Annotated in this window: 21 protein-coding genes; 8 read left to right on the top strand and 13 right to left on the bottom strand. The window is 67.4% G+C overall.

The genetic code is table 11. The features are described from left to right. Nucleotides 1-76: 76 nt before the first annotated feature. From ABB30_RS03225 to purH, 5 genes are all read right to left on the bottom strand, one after another. Nucleotides 77-1,903, bottom strand: a complete 1,827-nt coding sequence (locus ABB30_RS03225) for an ATP-binding protein (RefSeq protein WP_057636886.1) — start codon at nt 1,901-1,903, stop codon at nt 77-79. 218 nt (nt 1,904-2,121) lie between these two features. Beyond that, a complete protein-coding gene (gene purD, locus ABB30_RS03220) occupies nt 2,122-3,426 on the bottom strand; it encodes a phosphoribosylamine--glycine ligase (protein ID WP_057636867.1) in 1,305 nt (434 codons plus the stop codon). 22 nt (nt 3,427-3,448) lie between these two features. Then, on the bottom strand, nt 3,449-3,853 hold the full coding sequence (locus ABB30_RS03215; RefSeq protein ID WP_057636866.1) for a hypothetical protein: 405 nt from the start codon (nt 3,851-3,853) through the stop codon (nt 3,449-3,451). Beyond that, nucleotides 3,850-4,755: a hypothetical protein gene (locus tag ABB30_RS03210; RefSeq protein ID WP_057636865.1), complete on the bottom strand. Its 906-nt coding sequence runs from the start codon at nt 4,753-4,755 to the stop codon at nt 3,850-3,852. The genes ABB30_RS03215 and ABB30_RS03210 overlap by 4 nt, the downstream gene beginning before the upstream one ends. 13 nt (nt 4,756-4,768) lie before the next feature. Beyond that, nucleotides 4,769-6,349 (bottom strand): bifunctional phosphoribosylaminoimidazolecarboxamide formyltransferase/IMP cyclohydrolase, encoded by a 1,581-nt coding sequence (gene purH, locus ABB30_RS03205; RefSeq protein ID WP_057636864.1) that lies wholly within the window; start codon nt 6,347-6,349, stop codon nt 4,769-4,771. 214 nt (nt 6,350-6,563) lie between these two features. Here purH and ABB30_RS03200 point away from each other — a divergent pair, with 214 nt between their 5' ends. From ABB30_RS03200 to ABB30_RS03175, 6 genes are all read left to right on the top strand, one after another. Next, nucleotides 6,564-7,190, top strand: coding sequence for a CDP-alcohol phosphatidyltransferase family protein (locus tag ABB30_RS03200; RefSeq protein WP_211263441.1), 627 nt, complete (start codon nt 6,564-6,566; stop codon nt 7,188-7,190). Between the two features lie 84 nt (nt 7,191-7,274). Then, the gene (locus ABB30_RS03195; RefSeq protein ID WP_057636862.1) at nt 7,275-9,026 is read left to right on the top strand and encodes a bifunctional alpha/beta hydrolase/class I SAM-dependent methyltransferase; all 1,752 of its coding nucleotides are present in this window, start codon (nt 7,275-7,277) and stop codon (nt 9,024-9,026) included. A 2-nt stretch (nt 9,027-9,028) separates the two neighbouring features. After that, nucleotides 9,029-10,354, top strand: a complete 1,326-nt coding sequence (locus ABB30_RS03190; protein WP_057636885.1) for a phosphatase PAP2/dual specificity phosphatase family protein — start codon at nt 9,029-9,031, stop codon at nt 10,352-10,354. Beyond that, the gene (locus ABB30_RS03185; RefSeq protein WP_057636861.1) at nt 10,351-10,785 is read left to right on the top strand and encodes a hypothetical protein; all 435 of its coding nucleotides are present in this window, start codon (nt 10,351-10,353) and stop codon (nt 10,783-10,785) included. Before ABB30_RS03190 ends, ABB30_RS03185 begins: the two co-directional genes overlap by 4 nt. Before the next feature lie 13 nt (nt 10,786-10,798). Next, nucleotides 10,799-11,428 (top strand): lysophospholipid acyltransferase family protein, encoded by a 630-nt coding sequence (locus tag ABB30_RS03180; protein WP_057636860.1) that lies wholly within the window; start codon nt 10,799-10,801, stop codon nt 11,426-11,428. Further along, nucleotides 11,425-12,420: a phosphatidate cytidylyltransferase gene (locus tag ABB30_RS03175; RefSeq protein WP_057636859.1), complete on the top strand. Its 996-nt coding sequence runs from the start codon at nt 11,425-11,427 to the stop codon at nt 12,418-12,420. The genes ABB30_RS03180 and ABB30_RS03175 overlap by 4 nt, the downstream gene beginning before the upstream one ends. Nucleotides 12,421-12,473: 53 nt before the next feature. Here the strand turns inward: ABB30_RS03175 and fis are convergent, their stop codons facing one another. The 3 genes from fis to prmA all read right to left on the bottom strand — a co-directional run bounded on the left by fis (nt 12,474) and on the right by prmA (nt 14,472). Then, the gene (fis, locus tag ABB30_RS03170) at nt 12,474-12,752 is read right to left on the bottom strand and encodes a DNA-binding transcriptional regulator Fis (protein WP_057636858.1); all 279 of its coding nucleotides are present in this window, start codon (nt 12,750-12,752) and stop codon (nt 12,474-12,476) included. Nucleotides 12,753-12,842: 90 nt separating this feature from the next. Beyond that, entirely contained in the window at nt 12,843-13,556 is a 714-nt protein-coding gene (locus tag ABB30_RS03165) for a DUF3426 domain-containing protein (protein ID WP_057636857.1), read from the bottom strand. A gap of 4 nt (nt 13,557-13,560) precedes the next feature. Continuing rightward, on the bottom strand, nt 13,561-14,472 hold the full coding sequence (gene prmA / locus ABB30_RS03160) for a 50S ribosomal protein L11 methyltransferase (RefSeq protein ID WP_057636856.1): 912 nt from the start codon (nt 14,470-14,472) through the stop codon (nt 13,561-13,563). A gap of 184 nt (nt 14,473-14,656) precedes the next feature. On the opposite strand from prmA, the gene ABB30_RS03155 reads away from it, so the two are divergent. Next, nucleotides 14,657-15,580 carry a hypothetical protein gene (locus tag ABB30_RS03155; protein WP_245626404.1) on the top strand — a complete coding sequence of 308 codons (924 nt, stop codon included), beginning with the start codon at nt 14,657-14,659 and terminating at the stop codon, nt 15,578-15,580. Next, entirely contained in the window at nt 15,577-15,945 is a 369-nt protein-coding gene (locus ABB30_RS03150; protein ID WP_057636855.1) for a hypothetical protein, read from the top strand. The genes ABB30_RS03155 and ABB30_RS03150 overlap by 4 nt, the downstream gene beginning before the upstream one ends. Before the next feature lie 73 nt (nt 15,946-16,018). Here ABB30_RS03150 and accC read toward each other — a convergent pair whose 3' ends face one another. The 5 genes from accC to ABB30_RS03125 all read right to left on the bottom strand — a co-directional run bounded on the left by accC (nt 16,019) and on the right by ABB30_RS03125 (nt 21,455). After that, the gene (gene accC / locus ABB30_RS03145; RefSeq protein ID WP_057636854.1) at nt 16,019-17,386 is read right to left on the bottom strand and encodes an acetyl-CoA carboxylase biotin carboxylase subunit; all 1,368 of its coding nucleotides are present in this window, start codon (nt 17,384-17,386) and stop codon (nt 16,019-16,021) included. Between the two features lie 10 nt (nt 17,387-17,396). Further along, nucleotides 17,397-17,879, bottom strand: a complete 483-nt coding sequence (gene accB / locus ABB30_RS03140; RefSeq protein ID WP_057636853.1) for an acetyl-CoA carboxylase biotin carboxyl carrier protein — start codon at nt 17,877-17,879, stop codon at nt 17,397-17,399. A gap of 61 nt (nt 17,880-17,940) precedes the next feature. Further along, entirely contained in the window at nt 17,941-18,375 is a 435-nt protein-coding gene (gene aroQ / locus ABB30_RS03135; RefSeq protein ID WP_057636852.1) for a type II 3-dehydroquinate dehydratase, read from the bottom strand. Between the two features lie 123 nt (nt 18,376-18,498). Then, nucleotides 18,499-19,059 (bottom strand): TlpA family protein disulfide reductase, encoded by a 561-nt coding sequence (locus tag ABB30_RS03130; protein WP_425477369.1) that lies wholly within the window; start codon nt 19,057-19,059, stop codon nt 18,499-18,501. Then, a complete protein-coding gene (locus tag ABB30_RS03125) occupies nt 19,056-21,455 on the bottom strand; it encodes a protein-disulfide reductase DsbD domain-containing protein (RefSeq protein ID WP_057636851.1) in 2,400 nt (799 codons plus the stop codon). Before ABB30_RS03125 ends, ABB30_RS03130 begins: the two co-directional genes overlap by 4 nt.

The raw sequence follows: 21,455 nt of genomic DNA, 5'->3' as shown, positions 1-21,455 counted from the left end.
TTGGCTCGGCTATCAACCGGGTAAGTGAACCTGACCCCGATCGTCGTGATGATCCTGTGACCCCGATCCTCGTGTACTACGCCAGCATTTCGCCCAGACGTCTCATCCAGCCGCGAATCTCTCCATCCGGATCACGTTCGTCCAGCATGGCTGCGGTCATCATCGGGAACGCGAATTGAGCTAGTTTTCCTTTGGCCTTGTTGTCTCCCAATGGTGCTCCGTGCCCAACATGCGCCGAGTAGGCTTCAGCGAAGAGCTTGGGCGTTGCCTTGCCGTTGACGGGATGGTCGAAGATATCTACTTCCACGCCGAAAGCGAGCGAAATGGCGTCCGTATGCAAGTAGCTCTCAATCTCGTGCTTGGTCGTGCGAACGGCCCAAGAGCCATCTATTCGTGCATTTACCAAATCTACCGACTGAGCATACTTCGCCACGTCCCCGTCGTAGATATGAACTTCCCGTTTATTGAGCGCACGCAGATAATTCTGATTGACCCAGTGTTCCAGCGTGCCACCACCCAAGACGATGAAGGCCAGGCGATCATCCGACGCCAGATTGGGCAGTGTTGCATCGTCCTGATGAAGTGCATTGGAAAGAGCCTTCAACGACAAAACATCGGTGGGCCCTTCGACGCATACAAGGACTTGGACGCGGCTGTCCGGGGTAACGCCGAGTGCCTCCGCGACCTGTCCGAAAACATCCATCCCTGATTGGATCTGGGGCTTGCCAGATTCCGGATGGCGCGAGACATACCGAATACTGTCTTGGGGTAAGGAGGAGGCAAAGCCAGGACTATGGGTGGTCAAGATCACTTGGCATCCCGGATCCTCCGAGAGCATTTTGAAGGAGTCAATGAGAATGCGCTGGTTGTTCGGGTGCTGTGCTGTTTCCGGCTCCTCAATGGCATAGATGATGCTGCGCTTGATGCTGGTCCTAAGGCGACGTTCGGCTTCGGCTTTAAAGAAGCTGACCAAAACCAGGCGCCGTACACCGCTTCCTCGCTTGTTCAGTGGGATGCCGTCATCAGTGTTCAGACCCAGGGAGAAGAGCCCTTGCCATTTGGCTGGGGTGGGTGGGCTGAACTCTGGCGTTAGCTTGCTGGCAAGGTTTGGATCGATGGTGGCAAGGGCCGCATGTGTGTTCTGGGCGATCTCTTCCGCCTTCTCCCGAACCTTTGCCTGGATTCGAGCGATATCGTCTTGGACTTCCGCGATCGCCGCTGCCACTGCTGCTTTCATTGGGCTCTGGACTTCGTCGTCTGAGTCTCGGCTGCTCCGGTCGCTTTGAAAAAGAGCGAACATGGGTAGGTGCGGCTCGATCTGCTCCCAGATTCGCTTCACGTCTTCCTTGGACTTGCCCACGGGAATAGCGACTTCCTGAAGCTGGAGGTCGGCGGCAGCCGCCCAAATCGCGCGACGCATCCCGGGATTGCCCTTAAGAGCAACGTCTAAACCCAGAGCTCTCACCCGCTTTTGGAGATCATTTTCTTTGAGTTCCAGTAGGTTGGCGCAGTCGGCCGCTGTGGGATGGTTGGCAATGACCAGAACGTCTGCGGATGGCTTTTTGCTTTTGCAATCAAAGGTCTTCCTGATCTTCAGTCGCCCATCGTTGGCTAGCAGGTATTCGTCGGCCAAAGTTGTTTCGGCCCCCGCGTCCAAAGTCAGTGTGGGCGGCAGCCGCGAGAACTCGCAGGTGATGGACACGTCTTTGCCGACGTTGTGGACGTGTGCATCCCCTTGTTCCATGGAGACAAGATCGTCATTGAAGAAAATCTCCAAGGCTTCAAGGACGGTAGATTTTCCGATGTCATTCCTTCCGATAAAGGTTGTCAGGTCGCCCAGCTCGACTCGAACCTCTTCCCCATAGCAGCGAAAATTTTTGATGCTGACTGCTTCCAAGCGCATGTTGTCGCCCTCCCCCGGGCCTCTTCCAAGCAGCCAGTCCGGCTGCAGGCTGATGATGCCTAGGAGGCAGCGAGCCAGCAACGGGCATGGCGGGACCGCCTTCTTCCCTGCTTGGTGCCACCGGGGACAGTTGTCTTGCACACAAAAAATAACAGGGCGCCCAAAGGGCGCCCCGTCTTGTCATCCATCCATGTCCAGCGCTCTCGCGCCTTCTGCAGTTACCCCTGCTGCTCACGCGCAATCGCGCGCCAGCCGATGTCGTTGCGGTGGAACTCGTTGGCCCAGCTGACCTTGGCCACACCGTTGTAGGCATTGGCCTGGGCATCGGCCACCGAGGAACCCAGGGCGGCAACGCAGAGCACGCGGCCGCCGGCAGAGATGATGTTGCCATCGGCATCGAGTGCGGTACCGGCGTGGAACACCTTGGCACCGCCGTGGTTGATGTCGCCCACGTCGCTGTCCAGGCCGGCGATCACATCACCGGTGATCGGGCTTTCCGGGTACGGTTTGGCGGCCATCACCACGCCCAGGCTCGGGCGCTCGTCCCACTGGGCGGTGGTGTCGGCCAGCTTGCCGTCAATCGCCGCTTCAACCAGGTCCACCAGGTCGGACTGCAGGCGCAGCATCACCGGCTGGGTTTCCGGGTCGCCGAAGCGCACGTTGAATTCGATGACCTTGGGTGCGCCGCTGGCGTCGATCATCAGGCCGGCGTACAGGAAGCCGGTGAACGGCACGCCGTCGGCGATCATGCCCTGCACGGTCGGGTTGACCACCTCGCGCATCACGCGTGCATGCACGTCGGCGGTCACCACCGGGGCCGGGGAGTAGGCGCCCATGCCGCCGGTGTTGGGGCCGGTGTCGCCATCGCCCACGCGCTTGTGGTCCTGGCTGGTGGCCATCGGCAGGGCGGTGCTGCCATCGACCATCGAAATGAAGCTGGCTTCCTCACCTTCCAGAAATTCCTCGATCACCACGCGGGCGCCGGCATCGCCGAAGGCATTGCCGGACAGCATGTCGCGCACGGCGTCCTCGGCCTCGGCCAGGGTCATGGCCACGATCACGCCCTTGCCGGCGGCCAGGCCATCGGCCTTGATCACGATGGGGGCGCCCTTCTCGCGCACATAGGCCAGGGCCGGCTCCACCTCGGTGTGCACGGCGTAGAACGCGGTGGGAATGCCGTGGCGGGCGAGGAAATCCTTGGCGAACGCCTTGCTGCCTTCCAGCTGGGCGGCGGCGGCGGTGGGCCCGAAGATGCGCAAGGAGGCGGCGCGGAAGGCATCGACCACGCCCAGCACCAGCGGCACTTCCGGGCCGACCACGGTCAGGCCCACGCCTTCAGACTGGGCCAGGGCGAGCAGGCCGTCGATGTCGGTGACCTTGACCGCGACGTTGCGGCACTTTGCTTCGCTGGCGGTGCCGGCATTGCCCGGCGCCACCAGCACTTCAGTGACGCGGGAGGACTGGGCCAACTTCCAGGCCAGGGCGTGCTCGCGGCCGCCGGAACCGATAACCAGAATCTTCATGCGCGTGGGGTGTCCGTAAGGGTCAGGAAGTGGGGCAGCTGTTGGCCGGCAGGGTGGCTTCGAAGAACAGCGCACCGTCGGCATCGATGAAGCGCCGGCGGACCACGCCGCCAGCAGCCAGATAGGGTTTGAGCGCGGCATCGGCGCACAGCTCGGCCATGGCCTCGGTTTCGTCGGCCAACAGCGCATCACGCAGGTGTGGCTTGGCCTCCAGCTGGGCCACGCGGGCATCGGCAAAGCGGATGTCCAGCACCAGGTCCACGCCGCCGGCATAGGCGCGTTCGGTGATCAGGCCATCGCGGTAGGGCGCAGGCAGTTTGGCGTTGCTGGCGGCAAGGGCCGCCTCACGGGCCTGGCCCAGGCCGTTGCCCTGGCAGGCGCTGGCAAGGGCAAGCACGGCAAACAGGGGCAACAGGCGCAGGTTCATGGGCAGCGGTTGTCCAGTTCCGGGGTGGGGTAGTGGCGCAGGCCGGGGTCGTAATCCAGGCGCAGGTTTTCGATCACCGCGCTGCCGCAGGCCACGCCGCTGTGGGAAAGCTGCAGCGGCCAGAAACCTTCGCGCTGGCTGCTGGTATCGGCCTGCCAGGTGGTGCGCAGCTGGCGCAGGCCGGCTTCGCAGTCCGGCGCACCGGCGGTGGCGGCGGCGCTGTCCGTGGCCGCGCCGTCGTCGTCCTGGTCTTGGATGTCGGCATCGTCCTGGCACTGCAGCTGGGCCTGGTTGTCGTAGTGGCTGGCAAAGCGCGCCACCTGACGCAGCTGGCCGTGGTGGGCGGCCACCAGCACGGTTTCGCCCTGCATGGCCTGATTGGCATCGCCCACGCCGGCCTGGATGGCCACGCCGGGGATGTCCGCACCGAGGGTGATCAGGGACACTTCGCCGACCACACCGCCACTGCCCAGGGTGATGCCGCGCCGGCCATCCACGGTTTCCAGGCCGCCATTGGCATCGGCGCGCAGCAGCCACAGGTCGAGCAGGCCGGCCTCGTCGGCGGCGGCATCGTCGCGGTTGGCGCACACCGCCACCAGGCTGTGCTGGATGCCGGCAATCTCCACCGCCTCATCCAGGCACTGGTAACGGTGCAGGGGGCGGTTGTTGTCGCGGTCACGCCAGGCCTGGTCGGCACTGGCCTGCTCGCCATAGGTGGTGTTGCGCCAGGCCTGCAGGCGCTTGTCGCGCTCGGTCGGGCTCAGCTGTGCCGGTGCACTGGGCGCGGCATCGGTGCTGGCCGCATCGGTGCCGGCCGGGCCGTCACCGGACTGGCCGCAAGCGGCCAGCCCGGCAGTGAGCAGCAGCGCACACGCGCTGGAGGTCAGGTTGCGTGTGCGCATGGGCTGGCTCCTTTTAGTGGCGGAAGTGGCGCACGCCGGTGAACACCATGGCGATGCCGTGTTCGTTGGCAGCGGCGATCACTTCGGCATCGCGCATCGAACCGCCCGGCTGGATCACCGCGGTGATGCCGGCTTCGGCAGCGGCGTCCAGGCCATCACGGAACGGGAAGAAGGCGTCCGAGGCCATCACCGAACCCGGCACGACCAGGCCGGCGTCATTGGCCTTGATCCCGGCGATGCGGGCCGAATACACGCGGCTCATCTGGCCGGCGCCCACGCCAATGGTGCGCTCGTCCTTGGCATACACAATCGCGTTGGACTTGACGTACTTGGCCACGCGCCAGGCAAACAGCAGGTCGCGCAGCTCGGCCTCGCCCGGGGCACGGGTGGTCACCGTGGTCAGCTCAGCAACGCTCATGCCGCGGTTGTCGGCCGACTGGATCAGCAGGCCCGAACCGATGCGCTTGGTGTCGTAGTTGTTGCGGCCCGCACCCTGCGGGATGCGCAGCACGCGCACGTTGGCCTTCTTGGTCGCGTAGGCCAGGGCGTCGGCGCTGTAGTCCGGGGCGATCAGCACTTCAACGAACTGGCGGTCCAGGATGGAGGCCATCAGCGCGGCGTCCACCGGCTGGTTGAAGGCGATGATGCCGCCGAAGGCGCTGGTCGGGTCGGTGCCGTAGGCCTTTTCATAGGCATCGGCCAGCGACGGGGCGACGGCCACGCCGCACGGGTTGGCGTGCTTGACGATGACGCAGGCCGGCACCTCGAACTGACGCACGCATTCCAGCGCGGCATCGGCATCGGCCAGGTTGTTGTAGCTCAGTTCCTTGCCCTGCAGCTGTTCAAACGTGGCCAGGGTGCCCGGCACCGGGTACAGGTCACGGTAGAAGGCGCCGGTCTGGTGCGGGTTCTCGCCGTAGCGCAGGTCCATCACCTTCACGAAGGACGAATTCATCTGCGCCGGGTATTCGGCACGCACCGGCACCGCGCTGGTTTCGGTCACGGCCGACAGGTAGTTGCTGATCGCCGCGTCGTACTGTGCCACGCGGTTGAACGCGGCCACCGACAGGGCAAAACGCTGGGCCGCGGAGAGCTGGCCGTCGTTGGCCTGCAGCTCGGCGATCAGGCCGGCGTACTGGTCCGGGCTGGTGGCCACGGCGACGCGGGCGAAGTTCTTGGCAGCAGAGCGCAGCATGGCCGGGCCGCCGATGTCGATGTTCTCCACCGCATCTTCCAGCGTGCAGTCTGCCTTGGCGGTGACCGACTCGAACGGGTACAGGTTCAGCACCAGCAGGTCGATGGCGGCGATGCCGTGCTGGGCCATCACTGCATCATCAAGACCGGCGCGGCCGAGCAGGCCGCCGTGGACCATCGGGTGCAGGGTCTTGACCCGGCCATCCATCATTTCCGGGAAACCGGTGACGTCACTCACATCCTTGACCGGCAGGCCGGCGTCGCGGATGGCCTTGGCGGTGCCGCCGGTGGAGAGCAGTTCAACGCCGCGTGCGTTGAGTGCGCTGGCCAGTTCAATCAGGCCGGTCTTGTCGGAAACGGAAAGCAGGGCCCGGCGGACGGGCAGCAGATCACAAGCCATGGTGCGGATCACAGCGGTGGGAGCGGGGGCTGTATTGTAGGCCGCGGCCTTGGATGGCGTCGCGTGACGGAGGGCATGTTGTATCGCCCCGCCGCGTTGTGGCTGGCGCTGCCGGCACCCGGGCCAGAGGCGTACCTGAAGGCGCCGCGCTTGCGGGCCGGGGCCACTGCTGGGGTAGGCTGTGGCCAACACTGCCAGGAACCGCAGGGCGAAGATCGTGTCGATCTATGCATTGAAAGGACGTTTCCAGAACCTGTTGCGCCCCGTCGTGGGGGCGCTGTACCGGGCCGGTGTCAGCGCCAACAGCGTGACCGTGGCCGCCGCGCTGGTGTCGCTGCTGGTGGCCGCGCTGGTCTGGCGCTATGCCCCGTCCCAGCCATTGCTCTACCTGGCCCTGCCGCTGTGGATGCTGCTGCGCATGGCGCTCAACGCCGTGGACGGCATGCTGGCACGCGAGTTCGGCCAGCAGTCCGCACTGGGGGCCTACCTCAATGAACTGTGCGACGTGGTCGCCGATGCAGCGCTGTACCTGAGCCTGCTCAGCGTGCCGGGAGCGCAGGCCGCGTGGCTGTGGCTGCTGGCCTGGGCCGCCGCCGTGAGTGAATACGCCGGTGTGCTCGGCCTGATGGTCGGCGCCAGCCGCCGCTATGACGGCCCGATGGGCAAGAGTGACCGCGCCTTTGTGATTGGCCTGGCCGGCGTGTTGCTGGCCGGCAGCTGGCTGGCGGCCAGCGTGCTCAACGTCGTGGTCGCGGCCATGGCCGGGCTGTGCCTGTGGACTCTGGTCAAGCGGGTGCGCCTGGGCCTGGCCGAGGCCGCAGCGGGAGCAGGGCAGGGCTGAGGCGGACAGCAGCAACGCAGACCACGACAACAGGCCAGGAACGGCCACACCCACCACGATTGCACAGGCACAAGGATCAGCGTCATGAGGCAGCAGCAGGAGCGGCAGTTTTCCAGTTTCGATGAGCAGGCGCTGTACTACCGGTATTGGCCGGCCATGGCGGGCAACACCCCGCCACGGGCCATCGTGCTGCTGCACCGTGGCCATGAGCATTCCGGCCGGGTGACCCACCTGGTCGACGAGCTGGACCTGCCCGATACCGCCTTCTTTGCCTGGGATGCACGCGGCAACGGCCGCTCGCCCGGTGAGCGCGGCGACGCGCCGGGCTTTGATGCCCTGGTGCGTGACCTGGACAGCTTCATCGCCCATATCGGCAGCGAGCACTGCATTGCGGTGGAGGACATCGTGGTCATCGCGCAGAGTGTGGGCGCGGTGGTGGCCGCCACCTGGGTGCACGACTACGCGCCGCGCCTGCGCGCCCTGGTGCTGGCCTCGCCGGCGTTCAAGGTCAAGCTGTACGTGCCCTTTGCCCGCCCCGGCCTGGCCCTGATGCACAAGCTGCGCGGCAACTTCTTCGTCAACAGCTACGTCAAGCCGCAGTGGCTGACCCACGATGCGCAGCGGGTGGAAAGCTACCGCAGTGATCCGCTGATTACCCGGCCGATTTCAGTGCGCGTGCTGCTGGGCCTGTACGCGGCCGCCGACCGGGTGGTGGCCGATGCCCAGGCCATCAGTGTGCCGGTGCAGCTGTTGGTGTCCGGTGCCGATTTCGTGGTCCACCGTGGCCCGCAGGACCGCTTCTACGAGCGCCTGTCCAGCCCGGTGAAGGAGCGCGTGCACCTGCCCGGTTTCTTCCACGACACCCTGGGCGAGCGTGACCGCGCCCCGGCCGTGGCCCGTATCCGCCAGTTCGTGCAGGCCCGTTTTGCCCAGCCGCTGTGGCAGCTGTCGCGGCGTGATGCCCACCGCCATGGGCCGACCTTCGACGAGGCCGAGATCCTGTCCTGGCCGCCACAGCGCAACAGCCTGGCCGACCTGCGCTGGCGCGGGGTGAGGGCCGGCCTGCGCCTGGGCGGCAAGCTGTCCGAAGGCATCGCCCTGGGCCTTGAGACCGGCTTTGATTCGGGCAGCACGCTGGACTACATCTACCGCAACCAGGCCCGCGGCAAGGGCCCGCTGGGGCGTCTGGTGGACCGCAACTACCTGGATGCGATCGGCTGGCGCGGCATCCGCATCCGTGGCCAGCACCTGCAACAGCTGCTGCGCGAGGCGGCCGGCCGGCTGCGCGCGCAGGGAATGCCGGTGCGGGTGCTGGACGTGGCCGCCGGCCATGGCCGCTACGTGCTGGAGGCGCTGGGCAGTGGTGAACAGCGGGCCGAGCAGATCGTGCTGCGTGATTTCAGCGCGCTCAACGTCAGCCAGGGCCAGGCGTTGATCGCCGCACTCGGCGCCGGTGACATCGCCCGCTTCGAACAGGGCGATGCGTTTGATCCGGCCCAGCTGGCCACGCTGGACCCGGCGCCGACACTGGCGGTGGTGTCCGGCCTGTACGAGCTGTTTGCCGACAACGATGCGGTGCTGCGTTCGCTCCAGGGGATTGCCGCGGCGGTGCCGCCCGGCGGCTACCTGGCCTATACCGGCCAGCCCTGGCACCCGCAGCTGGAGTTCATTGCCCGGGCCCTGACCAGCCACCGCGACGGCGCGGCCTGGGTGATGCGCCGGCGCACCCAGCAGGAAATGGACGAGCTGGTGCGCCTGGCCGGCTTTGAGAAGGTGACCCAGCGCATCGATGGCTTCGGCATCTTCAGCGTGTGCCTGGCACGCCGGTGCGCGTGAGCCTGGGGGCAGCGGCGGTGTCGCCTGCACCCACTGCACGGCCGTGGCGGCGGGCGCTGCTGTGGCTGGCCCTGCTCGGCCCGTTCTTCTTTGCCAGTTATGGCTTTGCCAACTGGTATGCCAGCACCCGGGCGCAGGTGCCGGTGGTGGTGTTCGGCTGGGAGGCCGGCATGCCCTTTGTACCGTGGACGATCGTGCCGTACTGGTCAATTGATGTGTTCTACGCGGTATCGCTGCTGCTGTGCCGGCAGCGGCTGGAGCTGGACCGGCATGCGCTGCGCCTGCTCAGCGCGCAATTGATCGCCGTTGCCTGCTTCTTGTTGTGGCCGCTGCGTTTCAGCTTCACCCGGCCGCAGACCGAGGGCGTGTTCGGCTGGTTGTTCGATGTGCTGCTGGGTTTTGACAAGCCGTTCAACCAGGCGCCGTCACTGCACATCGTGTTGCTGGTGGTGCTGTGGGTGAAGTTTGCCCAGTACCTGCACGGTGGCTGGCGCTGGCTGCTGCATGGCTGGGCGTTGTTGATCGGGGTGTCGGTGCTGACCACCTACCAGCACCACTTCATCGATATCCCGACCGGGGCCCTGGTGGGTTGGCTGTGCGTATGGCTGTGGCCGGAGCAGGGCACACCGCCATTGCGGGCCTGGCAATGGCATGGCGATGGCCGGCGCTGGCGCCTGGCCGCGTATTACCTGCTGGGCGGGGTGGTGCTGCTGTTGCCGGCAGTTGTCGTCGGCGGTGCGGCGCTGTGGCTGTTGTGGCCGGTGGTGTCCGTGCTGCTGGTGGCCCTGGCCTATGCCGGGCTGGGCACGAATGTGTTGCAGAAACGGGCCGATGGCCGTTTGAGCATGGCCGCGCGCTGGCTGCTGGCCCCGTATCTGGCCGCGGCCTGGCTCAATTCGCGGCTGTGGACGCAGCGCGCGCCGCAGCCGGTGGCGGTGGCCGCCGATGTCTGGCTGGGCAGGATGCCGGCCCGCCGCTTGCCGGCGCCGTTGCTGGCGGTGGTGGATGTCTGCGCCGAGCTGTCCTGCAAGGTGGCGGCGCCGGCCTATGCCAGCGTGCCGATGCTGGACCTGGTGGTGCCTTCACCTGCGCAGCTGGTCGAGGCGGCCGGGGCGATCGAGCGCCTGCGCGGCAATGGCCCGGTGCTGGTGTGCTGCGCCCTGGGTTATTCACGCAGTGCGGCCAGTGTGGCGGTGTGGCTGCTGCGCAGTGGCCATGCTTCCAGCCTTGAGCAGGCACTGGCGCAACTGCGGGCGGTGCGGCCGCAGGTGGTGCTGGGGCCGGCCCATCGGGCCGCCATTGCCGCTGCCGCCGGAGTACGGCCATGAGCGCGCTGCCCGATCATGCCGCCATGCACTTGCTGCTGCGCCAGGGGCGTGGGCCGGCGTGGCTGTCACTGGCCCTGCTGTTGGCCGCCTTGGTGCTGCTGGGCCTGTTGCCGAACGCCGGCCTGTTGCCGATGGCCCTGTTGCTGGCCAGCGTGCTGGCCGGCCTGGTGCAGGGGTTTTATGCCTGGCGCGTGCAGCTGGATGCCGACCTGCTGCGGCTGCTGCTGGACGAAGGCCTGCACGGTGAGGCGGCGGCACAGCGGGTGGACCAGCTGCTGGCCGCTACCGGCCTGCGCCGCCGCGCCCAGGGCGCGCTGCGTGGCTGGGACCTGCGCTGGGCGGGCATGCGTGGCCTGCTGCGCGGGCAATACCTGATGACCGGTGTGCAGACGCTGTTGTTGCTGCTGGCCGTGCTCTGGCCGCAGCCGTGAAGGGGAGATGCCGATGTTTGCCGACCTGATTGCCCGCGCCTGCAGTGGCGCCATCCATGTGCTCACCGGCGCGCGCGCGCTGTGGCTGGGCTGCGCGCCCTCGTGCGAACGCCGCATCTACTACGGCAACCACGCCAGCCATGGCGACTTCGTGTTGATCTGGTCCTCGATGCCGCCGGCATTGCGCCGCCAGGTACGCCCGGTGGCCGCGGCCGACTACTGGCAGCGCGATGGCCTGCGCCGTTACCTGATCGATGCGGTGTTCAACGGCGTGCTGGTGCAGCGCGAGGCGGCCGGGCGCCAGCACGACCCGCTGCAGGTATTGTGCGATGCGGTCGATGGCGGGGCGTCGCTGATCCTGTTCCCGGAAGGCACGCGCAATACCGGCGAGGAGCCGCTGCTGCCATTCAAGAGCGGCATCTACCACCTGGCCCGGCAGCGCCCGGAGCTGGAGTTCGTGCCGGTGTGGATCGACAACCTCAAGCGGGTGATGCCCAAGGGCCGGCTGCTGCCGTTGCCGCTGCTGTGCACGGCCAGCTTCGGCGCGCCGCTGCGCCTGCAGGCCGGCGAGGGCAAGGCCGCCTTCCTGCAGCGCACCGCCCAGGCACTGCTGCAGCTGGCACCGGCCGGAGGCCGCGCATGAGCGGGTTGATGCTGTTTTCCGGCGAGCTGGCCACGCGCAGCGTCGGCCAGCAGACCGGCCTGCTGTTTGCCGGCATCGGCGCGGTGCTGGTGCTGGCCACCGTGATCGCGGAAACCCTGAGCTGGAGGCAGCGCCGGCGTGGCCAGCCCAGTGCGGTGGTGGCCAACCTGGTCTCGCGCATCCGTGCCTGGTGGGTGATGGCCATCGTCATCGGCCTGGCCCTGTTGTTCGACCGGGCCGGGGTGATCGTGCTGTTTGCCTTGATCTCGCTGTTTGCCCTGCGCGAGTTCATCACCCTGGCGCCGACCCGCTCCGGCGATTACTACGCCCTGCTGGCCGCCTTCTACATCGTGCTGCCGTGGCAGTACTACCTGGTCTGGATCGACTGGTACGGCCTGTACACCCTGCTGATCCCGGTCTATGCGTTCCTGTTCCTGCCGATCCTGGCCACCATCGGTGGCGACACCACCCACTACCTGGAGCGCACGGCCAAGGTGCAGTGGGGGCTGATGATCTGCGTGTTCTGCATTTCCCACGTGCCGTTGCTGCTCAACCTGCAGGTGCCCGGATATGACAGCCACCGCAACGTGCTGCTGTTCGCCTTCATGGTGCTGGTGGTGCAGTCCTCGGACGTGCTGCAGTACATCTGGGGCAAGCTGCTGGGCAAGCGCCTGATCGCACCGAAGCTGTCACCGTCCAAGACCGTGGAAGGCTTTGTCGGCGGCGTGCTCAGTGCCAGCCTGCTGGGCATGGCGCTGTGGTGGATCACACCGTTCACCCCGCTGCAGGCCTTCGGGCTGTCACTGCTGATCAACCTGATGGGCTTCTGGGGCGGGCTGGTGATGTCGGCGATCAAGCGCGACCGCGGGATCAAGGACTGGGGCCACATGATCGAGGGCCATGGCGGCATGCTCGACCGCCTGGATTCGGTGTGTTTTGCCGCCCCGGTGTTCTTCCATGTGGTGCGCTACTACTGGAAGGCTGGCGGCTGAAGGCGCGGGCGGTATGCCGCGCGCTGCCGGGCAGGGCCGGCAGCAGGGAGAGCTCAGGCCGGGATCAGGCCGTATTCGCGCAGCTTCTTGCGCAGGGTGGCACGGTGGATGCCGAGCATCGCCGCGGCGCGGCTCTGGTTGCCTTCGCAGTGGTTGAGCACTTCGGTGAACAACGGGATTTCCATCTCGCGCAGGACCACCTCGTACACGTCATCGGCATCGCAGCCATCCAGGTCGCGCAGGTAGCGGCGAACGGCATGGGCGACGCTTTCACGCAACGGCGGGCGGGGGACGCCACGACTGTTGTCAGGACGGGAGACGGGTACGTTCAAGGGAGTTTCCAGCGAAATGGTCGGGCTGACAGCGCAGCCGTGCAGGCGCGCAGTTTAGCGCGCTGGCGATCAAATGACCATCTGCGGGCGTCAGCGGAAGCGGAAATGGAAGGCTTCGGCGGCCGGTGCCGGCTCCACCAGCTGGAAGCTGGCCTGGGCGCTCTGGCCCGGTTCCAGCCAGGCTGGCGCGTCGCTGCCCAGGTATTCGGCCGGGGCGAAGATGCGCTGGCCACTGACCTGGCCATCGGCGGTGGACAGGGTCAGTTCGATCAAGGGCAGGGCCTGGCGCCAGCGGGCGTCGTTGCGGAAGCTGGCTTCCACCTGCAGGGTGCCGGGCTGGCCGGGCACCGGCAGCACGCTGCGCTGGAGCATGTTGAACGCTTCCGGCTCCTGCCAGGTCGGCAGGCGGCAGCGCAGCACCCCGCACAGGTTTTCCAGCCACGGTCGGTGGGCCGGGTCGCTGGCCAGGCGCGAGCGGTCGGCCAGCACCACCTGCAACACCAGCAAGGCCGCCAGGCCGGCGGCCAGCAGCCATTGCCAGCGGGCCATCTGCGGGCCAGGCGGGCCCTGGCGCAGGAAGGTGGGGGCCGCATCACTGGCCGCCGGCGCGGTGGCGGCAGGCGCGTTGTCAGCACTGTCGGGCAACGGCTGCGGTGCGGCGGTGTCAGCACGCGCCGGCTCCTCCTGCACGGGCTGCGGTGTGCTGGCCGGCACATCGTCAGCAGCCGGCGCGGCCACCGGGGAGGGGGCCGGGCTGCGCAACAGGGCGGCCAGGGACTGGCGGGGCGGCTGGTGCTGGCTCATGGGATCAGCGGCGGCGGCCGGTGATGCGCATCCAGTCGCCATCCTGGGTGGCAACCAGGTCGTCGAACCACTGCGCATAGCGCTGCAGCAGTTCGTCTTCCTGGCCATGCAGGATGCCTGACAGGGCAATCACGCCGCCGGTGGCGACACGGCTGGCCAGGACCTCGGCCAAGGCATCCAGGGCCACGGCCAGGATGTTGGCCACCACCACCGGATAGGTGTCTGCCGGCTCGTCCTCGGGCAGATAGGTGGCAATGCTCACGCCATTGCGCTGCCCATTGTCATGGGTGGCGATGATGGCCTGCGGGTCGTTGTCCACGCCCACTGCGGCTGCGGCGCCCAGCTTGAGGGCAGCCAGGGCGAGGATGCCCGAGCCACAGCCGAAATCCAGCACGGTCTGCCCGGCCAGCTTGCCCTCGTCGGCCAGCTGGTCCAGCCAGCGCAGGCACAGCGCGGTGGTCGGATGGGTGCCCGAGCCGAAAGCCAGGCCCGGATCCAGACGCACGATGGCCGCATCGGCAACCTGGGCGGCGTCGGGCAGCTCGTGGTTCCACGGCACGATCCAGGTACGACGGCCGAAGGACATCGGCTGGAAGGTATCCAGCCAGGCGCGCTCCCAGTCCTCGTCGGCCACCGCACGGAAGCTCACCCCGGACCACTCCAGGCCCGGGTCGAAGGATTCCAGGGCGGCCAGCAGGGCCAGCGCATTGGTATCGGCATCGAACAGGGCAGTGAGGATCAGTTCGCCCCACAGCGGGGTTTCGCCCACGCCCGGCTCCAGGATCGCCCGCTCGTTGCTGGTGTCTGCATCGGCATCGAGCAGGGTGACCGACAGTGCGCCGACGTCATCCAGCGCATTTTCATAGCGCGGCTGGGTGGTTTCGGTGCAACGCAGGGTGAGTTCGAGAAAGGGCATGGGGCTTGGGAAACAACAAGGCAGAAGCGGGCATCGTAGACGAGCCGGCGTCGGAATGCGCGCCCCGGTGTGGCCAATTCAGCCCGCTTGCCGGTACAGCGGCTAAACTCCAGCCTCCTGTCCAGGCCCGCTTCGCGCCCAGACCATGCCTCCGCTGCAGCCCTTTCTCCAACGACGTCTTGTCTTGCTGCTGCCGGTACTGGCCGGGGCACTGCTGTTGCTGGGCGTGGCCGTGGGCCAGCGTCTGCCGCAGGCGGGGCTGGAGGCACCGGCACCATTGCCGGTCAGCAGCCTGTTGCCAGCCACCACCCGGGTGCTGGGGCTTTCCCGGCAGCGCGACGACCAGCCGGCCGGCAATGCCATCCCCGCCCTGCCACTGGATATGGCTGCTGGCCTGGAAGGGCGCGGCAATCTGTATGACTACGCCCGTCAGTTGCAATACGCCGTCGCTGCTGGTGACGCCCAGGCGGGCTGGACGCTGAGCCGTATCCATGACTATTGCGGGCAATACCTGCAGGACCCGCAGGGCTATGCGCTGGATGACCGGTTGCTGGCCACGGCAGGTGGCGGCCCGCTGCAGGCGCTGGTTGCCGCGCGCTCCCGCCTGGGCCAGCGCTGCCATGGGTTTGCCCCCGCCGACCAGCCCGGCCACGCGGGCATCGTGCTGCAGCGCCGGCGCGCCGCACAGGCGGGCCACCTGGCCGCCGAAGCAGCGCTGTTGGCCATGGGGCAGCCGCTGAGCGATGACGATGATTACCGCCGCCAGTTGGTGGAGCGGGTGATCCAGTCCCAGGACCCGGAAGCCTTTCTGGCCCTGTCACCGGCGATGGGCGCAGTGGCCGCTGGTGATGCGGCTTTGCACGATGCAGTGGCTGGGACCCAGTTCACACAATTGGCCTGGCAGGTGGCGGCATGCCGGCTGGGCATGGCCTGCGGACCGGACAGTGTGCTGATGAGCAGTTATTGTGCCAACGCCGGGATCTGCTCGCGCAAGCCCGACCAGGATTTTGAGTCTTTCGTGTTCGATGCGGCGGTGCCGCCGCAGGGTGTGGAAAAAATGAACCAGTTGATCAACCAGCTGCGCCGTCCTCGCGGGGTGCGCTCATGAAACATCGCCGTCTGCTCCACGGTGCCCGCTTCTGGCTGTGGGTGTTCCTGCTGGTGGCGTATTCGGCCGCTGCGGTGGGAGTGCTGCTGATCGACACGCACGAGTACCGCAACCTGTCCCAGGTCAAGCTGACCACGGTGGATTCGCCGCTGGACCAGCGCCGTGCCGGGGCCAGCCAGGCCGCAGCGGTGTACCGGGCGCAGTCGGGCATGCCGTTCTCGACCCTGCCGGCGGGCAGCTCATTGCAGATCCTGTGGCCGGACGGCTCGGCCGAGACGGTGCTGATCCTGGACCCGGCCTCGCCGCTGGGCACCCAGCCGCTGGAAGGCAGCCAGGTCACTGCTGAGAAAACCGGCGCGCGCTGATCTTTGCCGGTGCCGGAAGGGCAAGGAAAAAGGCGGGCAATGCCCGCCTTTTTCATGCCTGCGGTGTTGCCACTCAGGTCAGTTCGATCGACTTGGTCTTGCGCTCGGCCAGACGCTTTTCCAGGTAGTGGATGTTCTGCCCACCGGTCTGGAAGCCGACATCGCGCATGATGCGCTGCTGCAGCGGGATGTTGGTCTTGATGCCTTCCACCACGGTTTCGTTCAACGCCACCCGCATGCGGGCGATGGCGGTTTCACGATCCGGGCCGTGCACGATCAGCTTGCCGATCATCGAGTCGTAGTTCGGCGGCACCTTGTAACCGGCGTAGATGTGGGTATCCACACGCACGCCCGGGCCACCCGGCGGATGGAACGCGGTGATGGTGCCCGGGTGCGGCATGAAGCTTTCCGGGTCCTCGGCGTTGATGCGGCACTCGATGGCATGGCCGGTGAGCACCACGTCTTCCTGCTTGATGGTCAGCTTCTGGCCAGCGGCCACGCGCAGCTGCTCGGCGACCAGGTCGATACCGGTGACCATTTCGGTGACCGGGTGTTCGACCTGCACGCGGGTGTTCATTTCGATGAAATAGAACTTGCCGCCTTCAAACAGGAATTCGAAGGTGCCGGCGCCGCGGTAGCCGATGCGGATGCAGGCATCCACGCAGACCTTGCCGATCTGTGCGCGCAGTTCCGGGGTGATGCCCGGTGCCGGGGCTTCTTCCACCACCTTCTGGTGGCGGCGCTGCATCGAGCAGTCGCGTTCGCCCAGGTGGATGGCATTGCCCTGGCCGTCGGCCAGCACCTGGATTTCCACATGGCGCGGATTTTCCAGGTACTTCTCCATGTACACCTCGCCATTGCCGAACGCGGCCTTGGCTTCACTCTTGGTGGTCTCGATGGAGGACTTCAGCGCGCCTTCGGCATGCACCACGCGCATGCCACGGCCGCCGCCGCCGCCGGAAGCCTTGATGATCACCGGGTAGCCGATCTCGCGCGCGATGCGCGTGTTGGCCACGATGTCCTCGCCCAGTGGGCCGCCCGAGCCGGGCACGCAGGGCACGCCGGCCGCCTTCATCGCACGGATCGCCTCGACCTTGTCGCCCATCAGGCGGATGGTCTCGGCGCGCGGGCCGATGAAGATGAAACCGGACTGCTCCACACGCTCGGCGAAGTCGGCGTTTTCCGACAGGAAGCCGTAGCCCGGGTGGATGGCCTGGGCATCGGTGACTTCGGCCGCGGCAATGATGCGCGGCATGTTCAGGTAGCTTTCCGCAGACGGGCCCGGGCCGATGCACACCGATTCATCGGCCATCGCCACGTGCTTGAGGTTGCGGTCCACGGTGGAATGCACGGCCACGGTGCGGATGCCCAGCGCCTGGCAGGCCCGCACGATGCGCAATGCGATTTCGCCTCGGTTGGCGATGACGACCTTCTCGATCATGGCTGCGCCCTCAGGCGATCACGAACAGCGGCTGGTCAAACTCGACCGGCTGGCCGTTGGTGCCCAGGATGGCCACCACGGTGCCGGAGAACTCGGCTTCGATCGGGTTGAACATCTTCATCGCTTCGATGATGGCCAGGGTGTCGCCGGCCTTGACGGTCTGGCCGACGCTGACGAAGGCCGGCTTGTCCGGGGCCGAAGAGGAATAGAAGGTGCCGACCATCGGCGCGCGCTGGACCTGGCCGTCGGGCAGGGCATTGGCGGCCGGCTTGCTGCCACCGGTCGGGGCTTCGGTGGGCGAGCTCATCGGCATGGCCGGGGCCGGGGCCGGTGCGGCGGCCATCGGGGCGGCCATCATCGGTGCGGCAACGGCGTAGGCACCGGTCGGCGCGCGGGACAGACGAACCGATTCCTCGCCTTCCTTGATCTCGATCTCGGCCAGGTTGGATTCTTCCAGCAGGTCGATCAACTTCTTGATTTTACGCAGATCCATGAGTGCCTCTACTTGCTTGTGTCAGGGATGTCCGCAGCGGTGGGGCGCGCGGAAGGGTCGGTTAAAGCCGGGCCAGCGCTGCATCCAGCGCATAGCGGTAACTGTCGGCGCCAAACCCGCAGATCACCCCGACGGCCTTGTCGGAGAAATAGCTGTGCGCACGGAAGGGTTCACGTGCATGCGGGTTGGACAGGTGGATTTCGATGAACGGGATCGCCACCGCGGCCAGGGCGTCGCGGATCGCCACCGAGGTATGGGTGAAAGCGGCCGGGTTGATCAGGATGAACGCGGTGCCGTCACTGCGCGCGGCCTGGATGCGGTCGACCAGGGTGTGCTCGGCGTTGGACTGCAGGCTTTCCAGCTGGTGGCCGGCGGCCTCGGCCGTGGCCTGCAGACTGGCGTTGATGTCGGCAAGGGTGGTGTGGCCATAGACCGCCGGCTCACGCGTGCCGAGCAGGTTGAGGTTGGGGCCATGCAGTACCAGCAGTCGAGCCATCGAAACAACGCGTCGCGGAATGAAGATCCAGAGTCTGCGGCAAGCTGGCGATACTGTCCAGTTCGCCGAAGTTACGGGTGTTTGAAACGAATGTTTGAAATTCGTTGGCGTATGGATGCCGGATCAGTTGGCCCTGTGGGCCCAGCCGGCAATCTCGCCGGGCGCGAACGGCCCCAGTTTGCGTTTGTGCAGGCGCCCATCGGCATCGATCAATACCGTGTAGGGCAGCAGGCCGCGCGCATTGCCCAGGGCCACGCTGCTGTCGGCCGGGCCGGGCGGTTCGATGGCGATCGGATAAGGCACCGGGACCCGGGCCAGGAAGGCTTCCACGGCCTCGGGCGTATCCAGGGCCAGGCCGATCACCCGCACGCCGGTTTCGCCCTGTTCGGCGGAGAAGGCTGCAAGTTCCGGCATTTCCTCGATGCAGGGTGCACACCAGCTGGCCCACACATTGATCAGCAGCGGCCGGCCACGCAGTTCGGCCAGACGCAGGGGGCGGCCATCGCGCAGGCTCAAGGTCATGTCGTCGGGCAGGCGCTGGCCTTCCACCGCGCCGCCCGGCGCCATGCCGGCCAGGTCCGGCGAGGGTGGGGCGGCGAAATGGCCACCGGCCCACTGGCCGGCCAGCACGCCGGCTGCGGCCGCGGTGGCAATCACTGCCAGCCAGCGGCCGCGCAGGCTCACCGGGCGGCCCGCAGCAGGGCGTCTTCGACCACGGTCTGGCTCAGCACCGTGGGCAGGACCCGCGGCGGTGCGCCGGGGCCGTAGACCACGTACAACGGCACCCCGACGGCCTTGTGCTCGCTCAGGAAGGCGCTGATGGCCGGGTCCACGTTGGTCCAGTCACCACGCATGTAGACCGCATCGGTACGCCGCAGGATGTCGCTGAAGGCGGCACGTTCGATGACGTTGCGCTCATTGGCCTTGCAGGTCACGCACCAGTCGGCGGTCATGTTGACGAACACCACGCGGTTGTCGGCACGCAGGCGGTCCAGCAGGTTGGCGTCGTAGGCGACATGGCCGCTGCCACTGCTGGCCACCGTGGCCGGTGCCGGCAGGCGCGCCACCAGGCCGATCGGCAACAGGGCGCAGGCGGCCAGCAGCAGGGCGATGCTGGCCATGGTGCGGCGTTCGCGCCACAGGCTGCGCTCGGCCCACCACAGGGCCAGGGCGAGCACGGTCAGGCCGGCCAGCAGCAGGGCAATGCCATCCACGCCGCGCTGCTTGCCCAGCACCCACAGCAGCCAGACGGCGGTGAGGTACATCGGGAAGGCCATCAGCTGCTTGAAGGTTTCCATCCACGCGCCCGGACGCGGCAGACGGTCGGCCAGGGCCGGGATGAAGCCGATCAGCAGGAACGGCAGGGCCAGGCCGAGGCCGAGCATGGCAAACACCAGCAGGGCCAGCAGCGGCGGGGCGGTGAAGGCATAGGCCAGGGCGCCACCCATGAACGGGGCAATGCAGGGGCTGGCCATCACGCAGGCCAGCACCCCGGTGAGGAAATCGCCGGCCGGGCCGCTGCGCTGGCCGAGCAGGCGGCTGAACGGGCCGACCCCGCCGCGGCCGATGTTGAACACGCCCGACAGGCTCAGGCCCATCGCAAACATCAGATAGACCAGCACCGCCACAAACAGCGGCTGCTGCAGTTGGAAGCCCCAGCCGGCAGCCTGGCCGGCCGCACGCAGGGCGATGACCAGGCCGCCAATGGCGGTGAAGGCGGTCAGCACGCCGGCGGTGTACCACAGCGCATGGCCACGGGCGTGGTCACGGCTGGCACCGCTCTGGGCCAGGCCCAGGGCCTTGAGCGAGAGCACCGGCAGCACGCACGGCATCAGGTTCAGGAGCAGGCCGCCGGCCAGGGCCAGCAGCAGGGCCAGCCACAGGCGGTTGCTGTTGTCGGCCGGCGCGGCCGGCGGCGGGGTGGAGCGCAGGGCGTTGTCGGCACTGGCATCGACACTGGCCGGCACCTGGGTGGTGGCGCGCGGACGCACCATCAGGCTGCCCGGCGGGGCCGGTAGGTTGGCCGTGGCCGGGTTGTCCAGATGGGCGGCCGGCTCCTGCTGCGGGCTGACCACGGTGGCCGGCGGCAGGGCCGGCTTGGCGGTGCCGTTGGCGGCGGTGGCCGTCGCCGGGGTGGCCGGGCCGGGGTCGATGCGGCCACGCGGGATGTCCACGCGGATGCGGCGGGTCATCGGCGGATAGCAGATGCCCTGGTCCTGGCAGCCCTGGAAGGTCGCCACCAAGGTCGCACTGCCGCCGCCTTCGGCCAGCCGGCGCAGCGGCAGCTTCAGCTCGATCGGGTCGAAATAGACCACCGTGTGGCCGAAATATTCGTCGTGGTGCTGCTTGCCGGCCGGCCAGTTCGGGGTGCCGGCGCGGACCCCGTCCAGACCCTCGATGGTGAAGGCGCTGCGGTCGCGGTACAGGTAATAGCCGGCGGCCGGGGTGAAGCGCAGCAGCAGGGTGTTGCCGCCATCGGCCACGGCCTCCAGGCGGTAGGCCTGTTCGGCCGGCAGCGGCAGGCCGGGGCCGGCGTCACTGCCGGGCAGGCGCAGGCCGGTGCCCGGGCCGGGATTGTTGCCACCCAGGCCGGGCAGGTTGTTGAGCAGGCCGGCAAGCGGCCTGCTGCCCACGGTAGCCGCGGTGGCGGCCGGCAGGCTGACATTGAGCGTGCGCTTTTGCGGCGGATAGCAGATGCCGATGTCCGCGCAGCCCTGGTAATGCACTTCCAGGCTGACCCGCTGGCTGCCTTCGCTGGCCTGGCCGGGCAGGTGTGCGCTGAGCTGCTTGCGGTAGGTCTCCACCGGGCCGAAGAACTCATCGGTGTGGGCCTTGCCGGCCGGCAGCTGCAGGTCGCCGGCGGCAAAACCGCTAGCGGCAACCACGCGGGTGCGGTGGCGATAGAGGTAATAGCCATCGGCAATCTGCCATTGCAGGTCGATGCGCTCGCGGCTGGCGGCGCTGGCTTCCAGCACGAAGGCCTCATCGACCGGCAGCAGGTCCTTCTCATCGGCTGCGCTGGCGCTGAAGGCAGTACCGGCCAGGGTGATCAATGCGCACAGGCGCAACAGCAAAGACAT

This window comes from Stenotrophomonas ginsengisoli (assembly GCF_001431485.1).
In the GTDB taxonomy this organism is placed as follows: Bacteria; Pseudomonadota; Gammaproteobacteria; order Xanthomonadales; family Xanthomonadaceae; genus Stenotrophomonas; species Stenotrophomonas ginsengisoli.
Note: the sequence above shows the minus strand (reverse complement) of the source record. Positions and strands in the feature narration are given on the sequence as shown.

What these genes read in the sequence shown, in the direction of transcription:
- aroQ (WP_057636852.1), bottom strand. Translation starts at nt 18,375, where the DNA reads ATGGCTCGACTGCTGGTACTGCATGGCCCCAACCTCAACCTGCTCGGC.
- prmA (WP_057636856.1), bottom strand. Translation starts at nt 14,472, where the DNA reads ATGCCCTTTCTCGAACTCACCCTGCGTTGCACCGAAACCACCCAGCCG.
- ABB30_RS03180 (WP_057636860.1), top strand. Translation starts at nt 10,799, where the DNA reads ATGTTTGCCGACCTGATTGCCCGCGCCTGCAGTGGCGCCATCCATGTG.
- ABB30_RS03210 (WP_057636865.1), bottom strand. Translation starts at nt 4,755, where the DNA reads ATGCGCACACGCAACCTGACCTCCAGCGCGTGTGCGCTGCTGCTCACT.
- ABB30_RS03215 (WP_057636866.1), bottom strand. Translation starts at nt 3,853, where the DNA reads ATGAACCTGCGCCTGTTGCCCCTGTTTGCCGTGCTTGCCCTTGCCAGC.
- ABB30_RS03150 (WP_057636855.1), top strand. Translation starts at nt 15,577, where the DNA reads ATGAAACATCGCCGTCTGCTCCACGGTGCCCGCTTCTGGCTGTGGGTG.
- accC (WP_057636854.1), bottom strand. Translation starts at nt 17,386, where the DNA reads ATGATCGAGAAGGTCGTCATCGCCAACCGAGGCGAAATCGCATTGCGC.
- ABB30_RS03125 (WP_057636851.1), bottom strand. Translation starts at nt 21,455, where the DNA reads ATGTCTTTGCTGTTGCGCCTGTGCGCATTGATCACCCTGGCCGGTACT.
- ABB30_RS03175 (WP_057636859.1), top strand. Translation starts at nt 11,425, where the DNA reads ATGAGCGGGTTGATGCTGTTTTCCGGCGAGCTGGCCACGCGCAGCGTC.
- purH (WP_057636864.1), bottom strand. Translation starts at nt 6,349, where the DNA reads ATGGCTTGTGATCTGCTGCCCGTCCGCCGGGCCCTGCTTTCCGTTTCC.
- ABB30_RS03185 (WP_057636861.1), top strand. Translation starts at nt 10,351, where the DNA reads ATGAGCGCGCTGCCCGATCATGCCGCCATGCACTTGCTGCTGCGCCAG.
- ABB30_RS03165 (WP_057636857.1), bottom strand. Translation starts at nt 13,556, where the DNA reads ATGAGCCAGCACCAGCCGCCCCGCCAGTCCCTGGCCGCCCTGTTGCGC.
- purD (WP_057636867.1), bottom strand. Translation starts at nt 3,426, where the DNA reads ATGAAGATTCTGGTTATCGGTTCCGGCGGCCGCGAGCACGCCCTGGCC.
- ABB30_RS03225 (WP_057636886.1), bottom strand. Translation starts at nt 1,903, where the DNA reads ATGCGCTTGGAAGCAGTCAGCATCAAAAATTTTCGCTGCTATGGGGAA.
- accB (WP_057636853.1), bottom strand. Translation starts at nt 17,879, where the DNA reads ATGGATCTGCGTAAAATCAAGAAGTTGATCGACCTGCTGGAAGAATCC.
- ABB30_RS03195 (WP_057636862.1), top strand. Translation starts at nt 7,275, where the DNA reads ATGAGGCAGCAGCAGGAGCGGCAGTTTTCCAGTTTCGATGAGCAGGCG.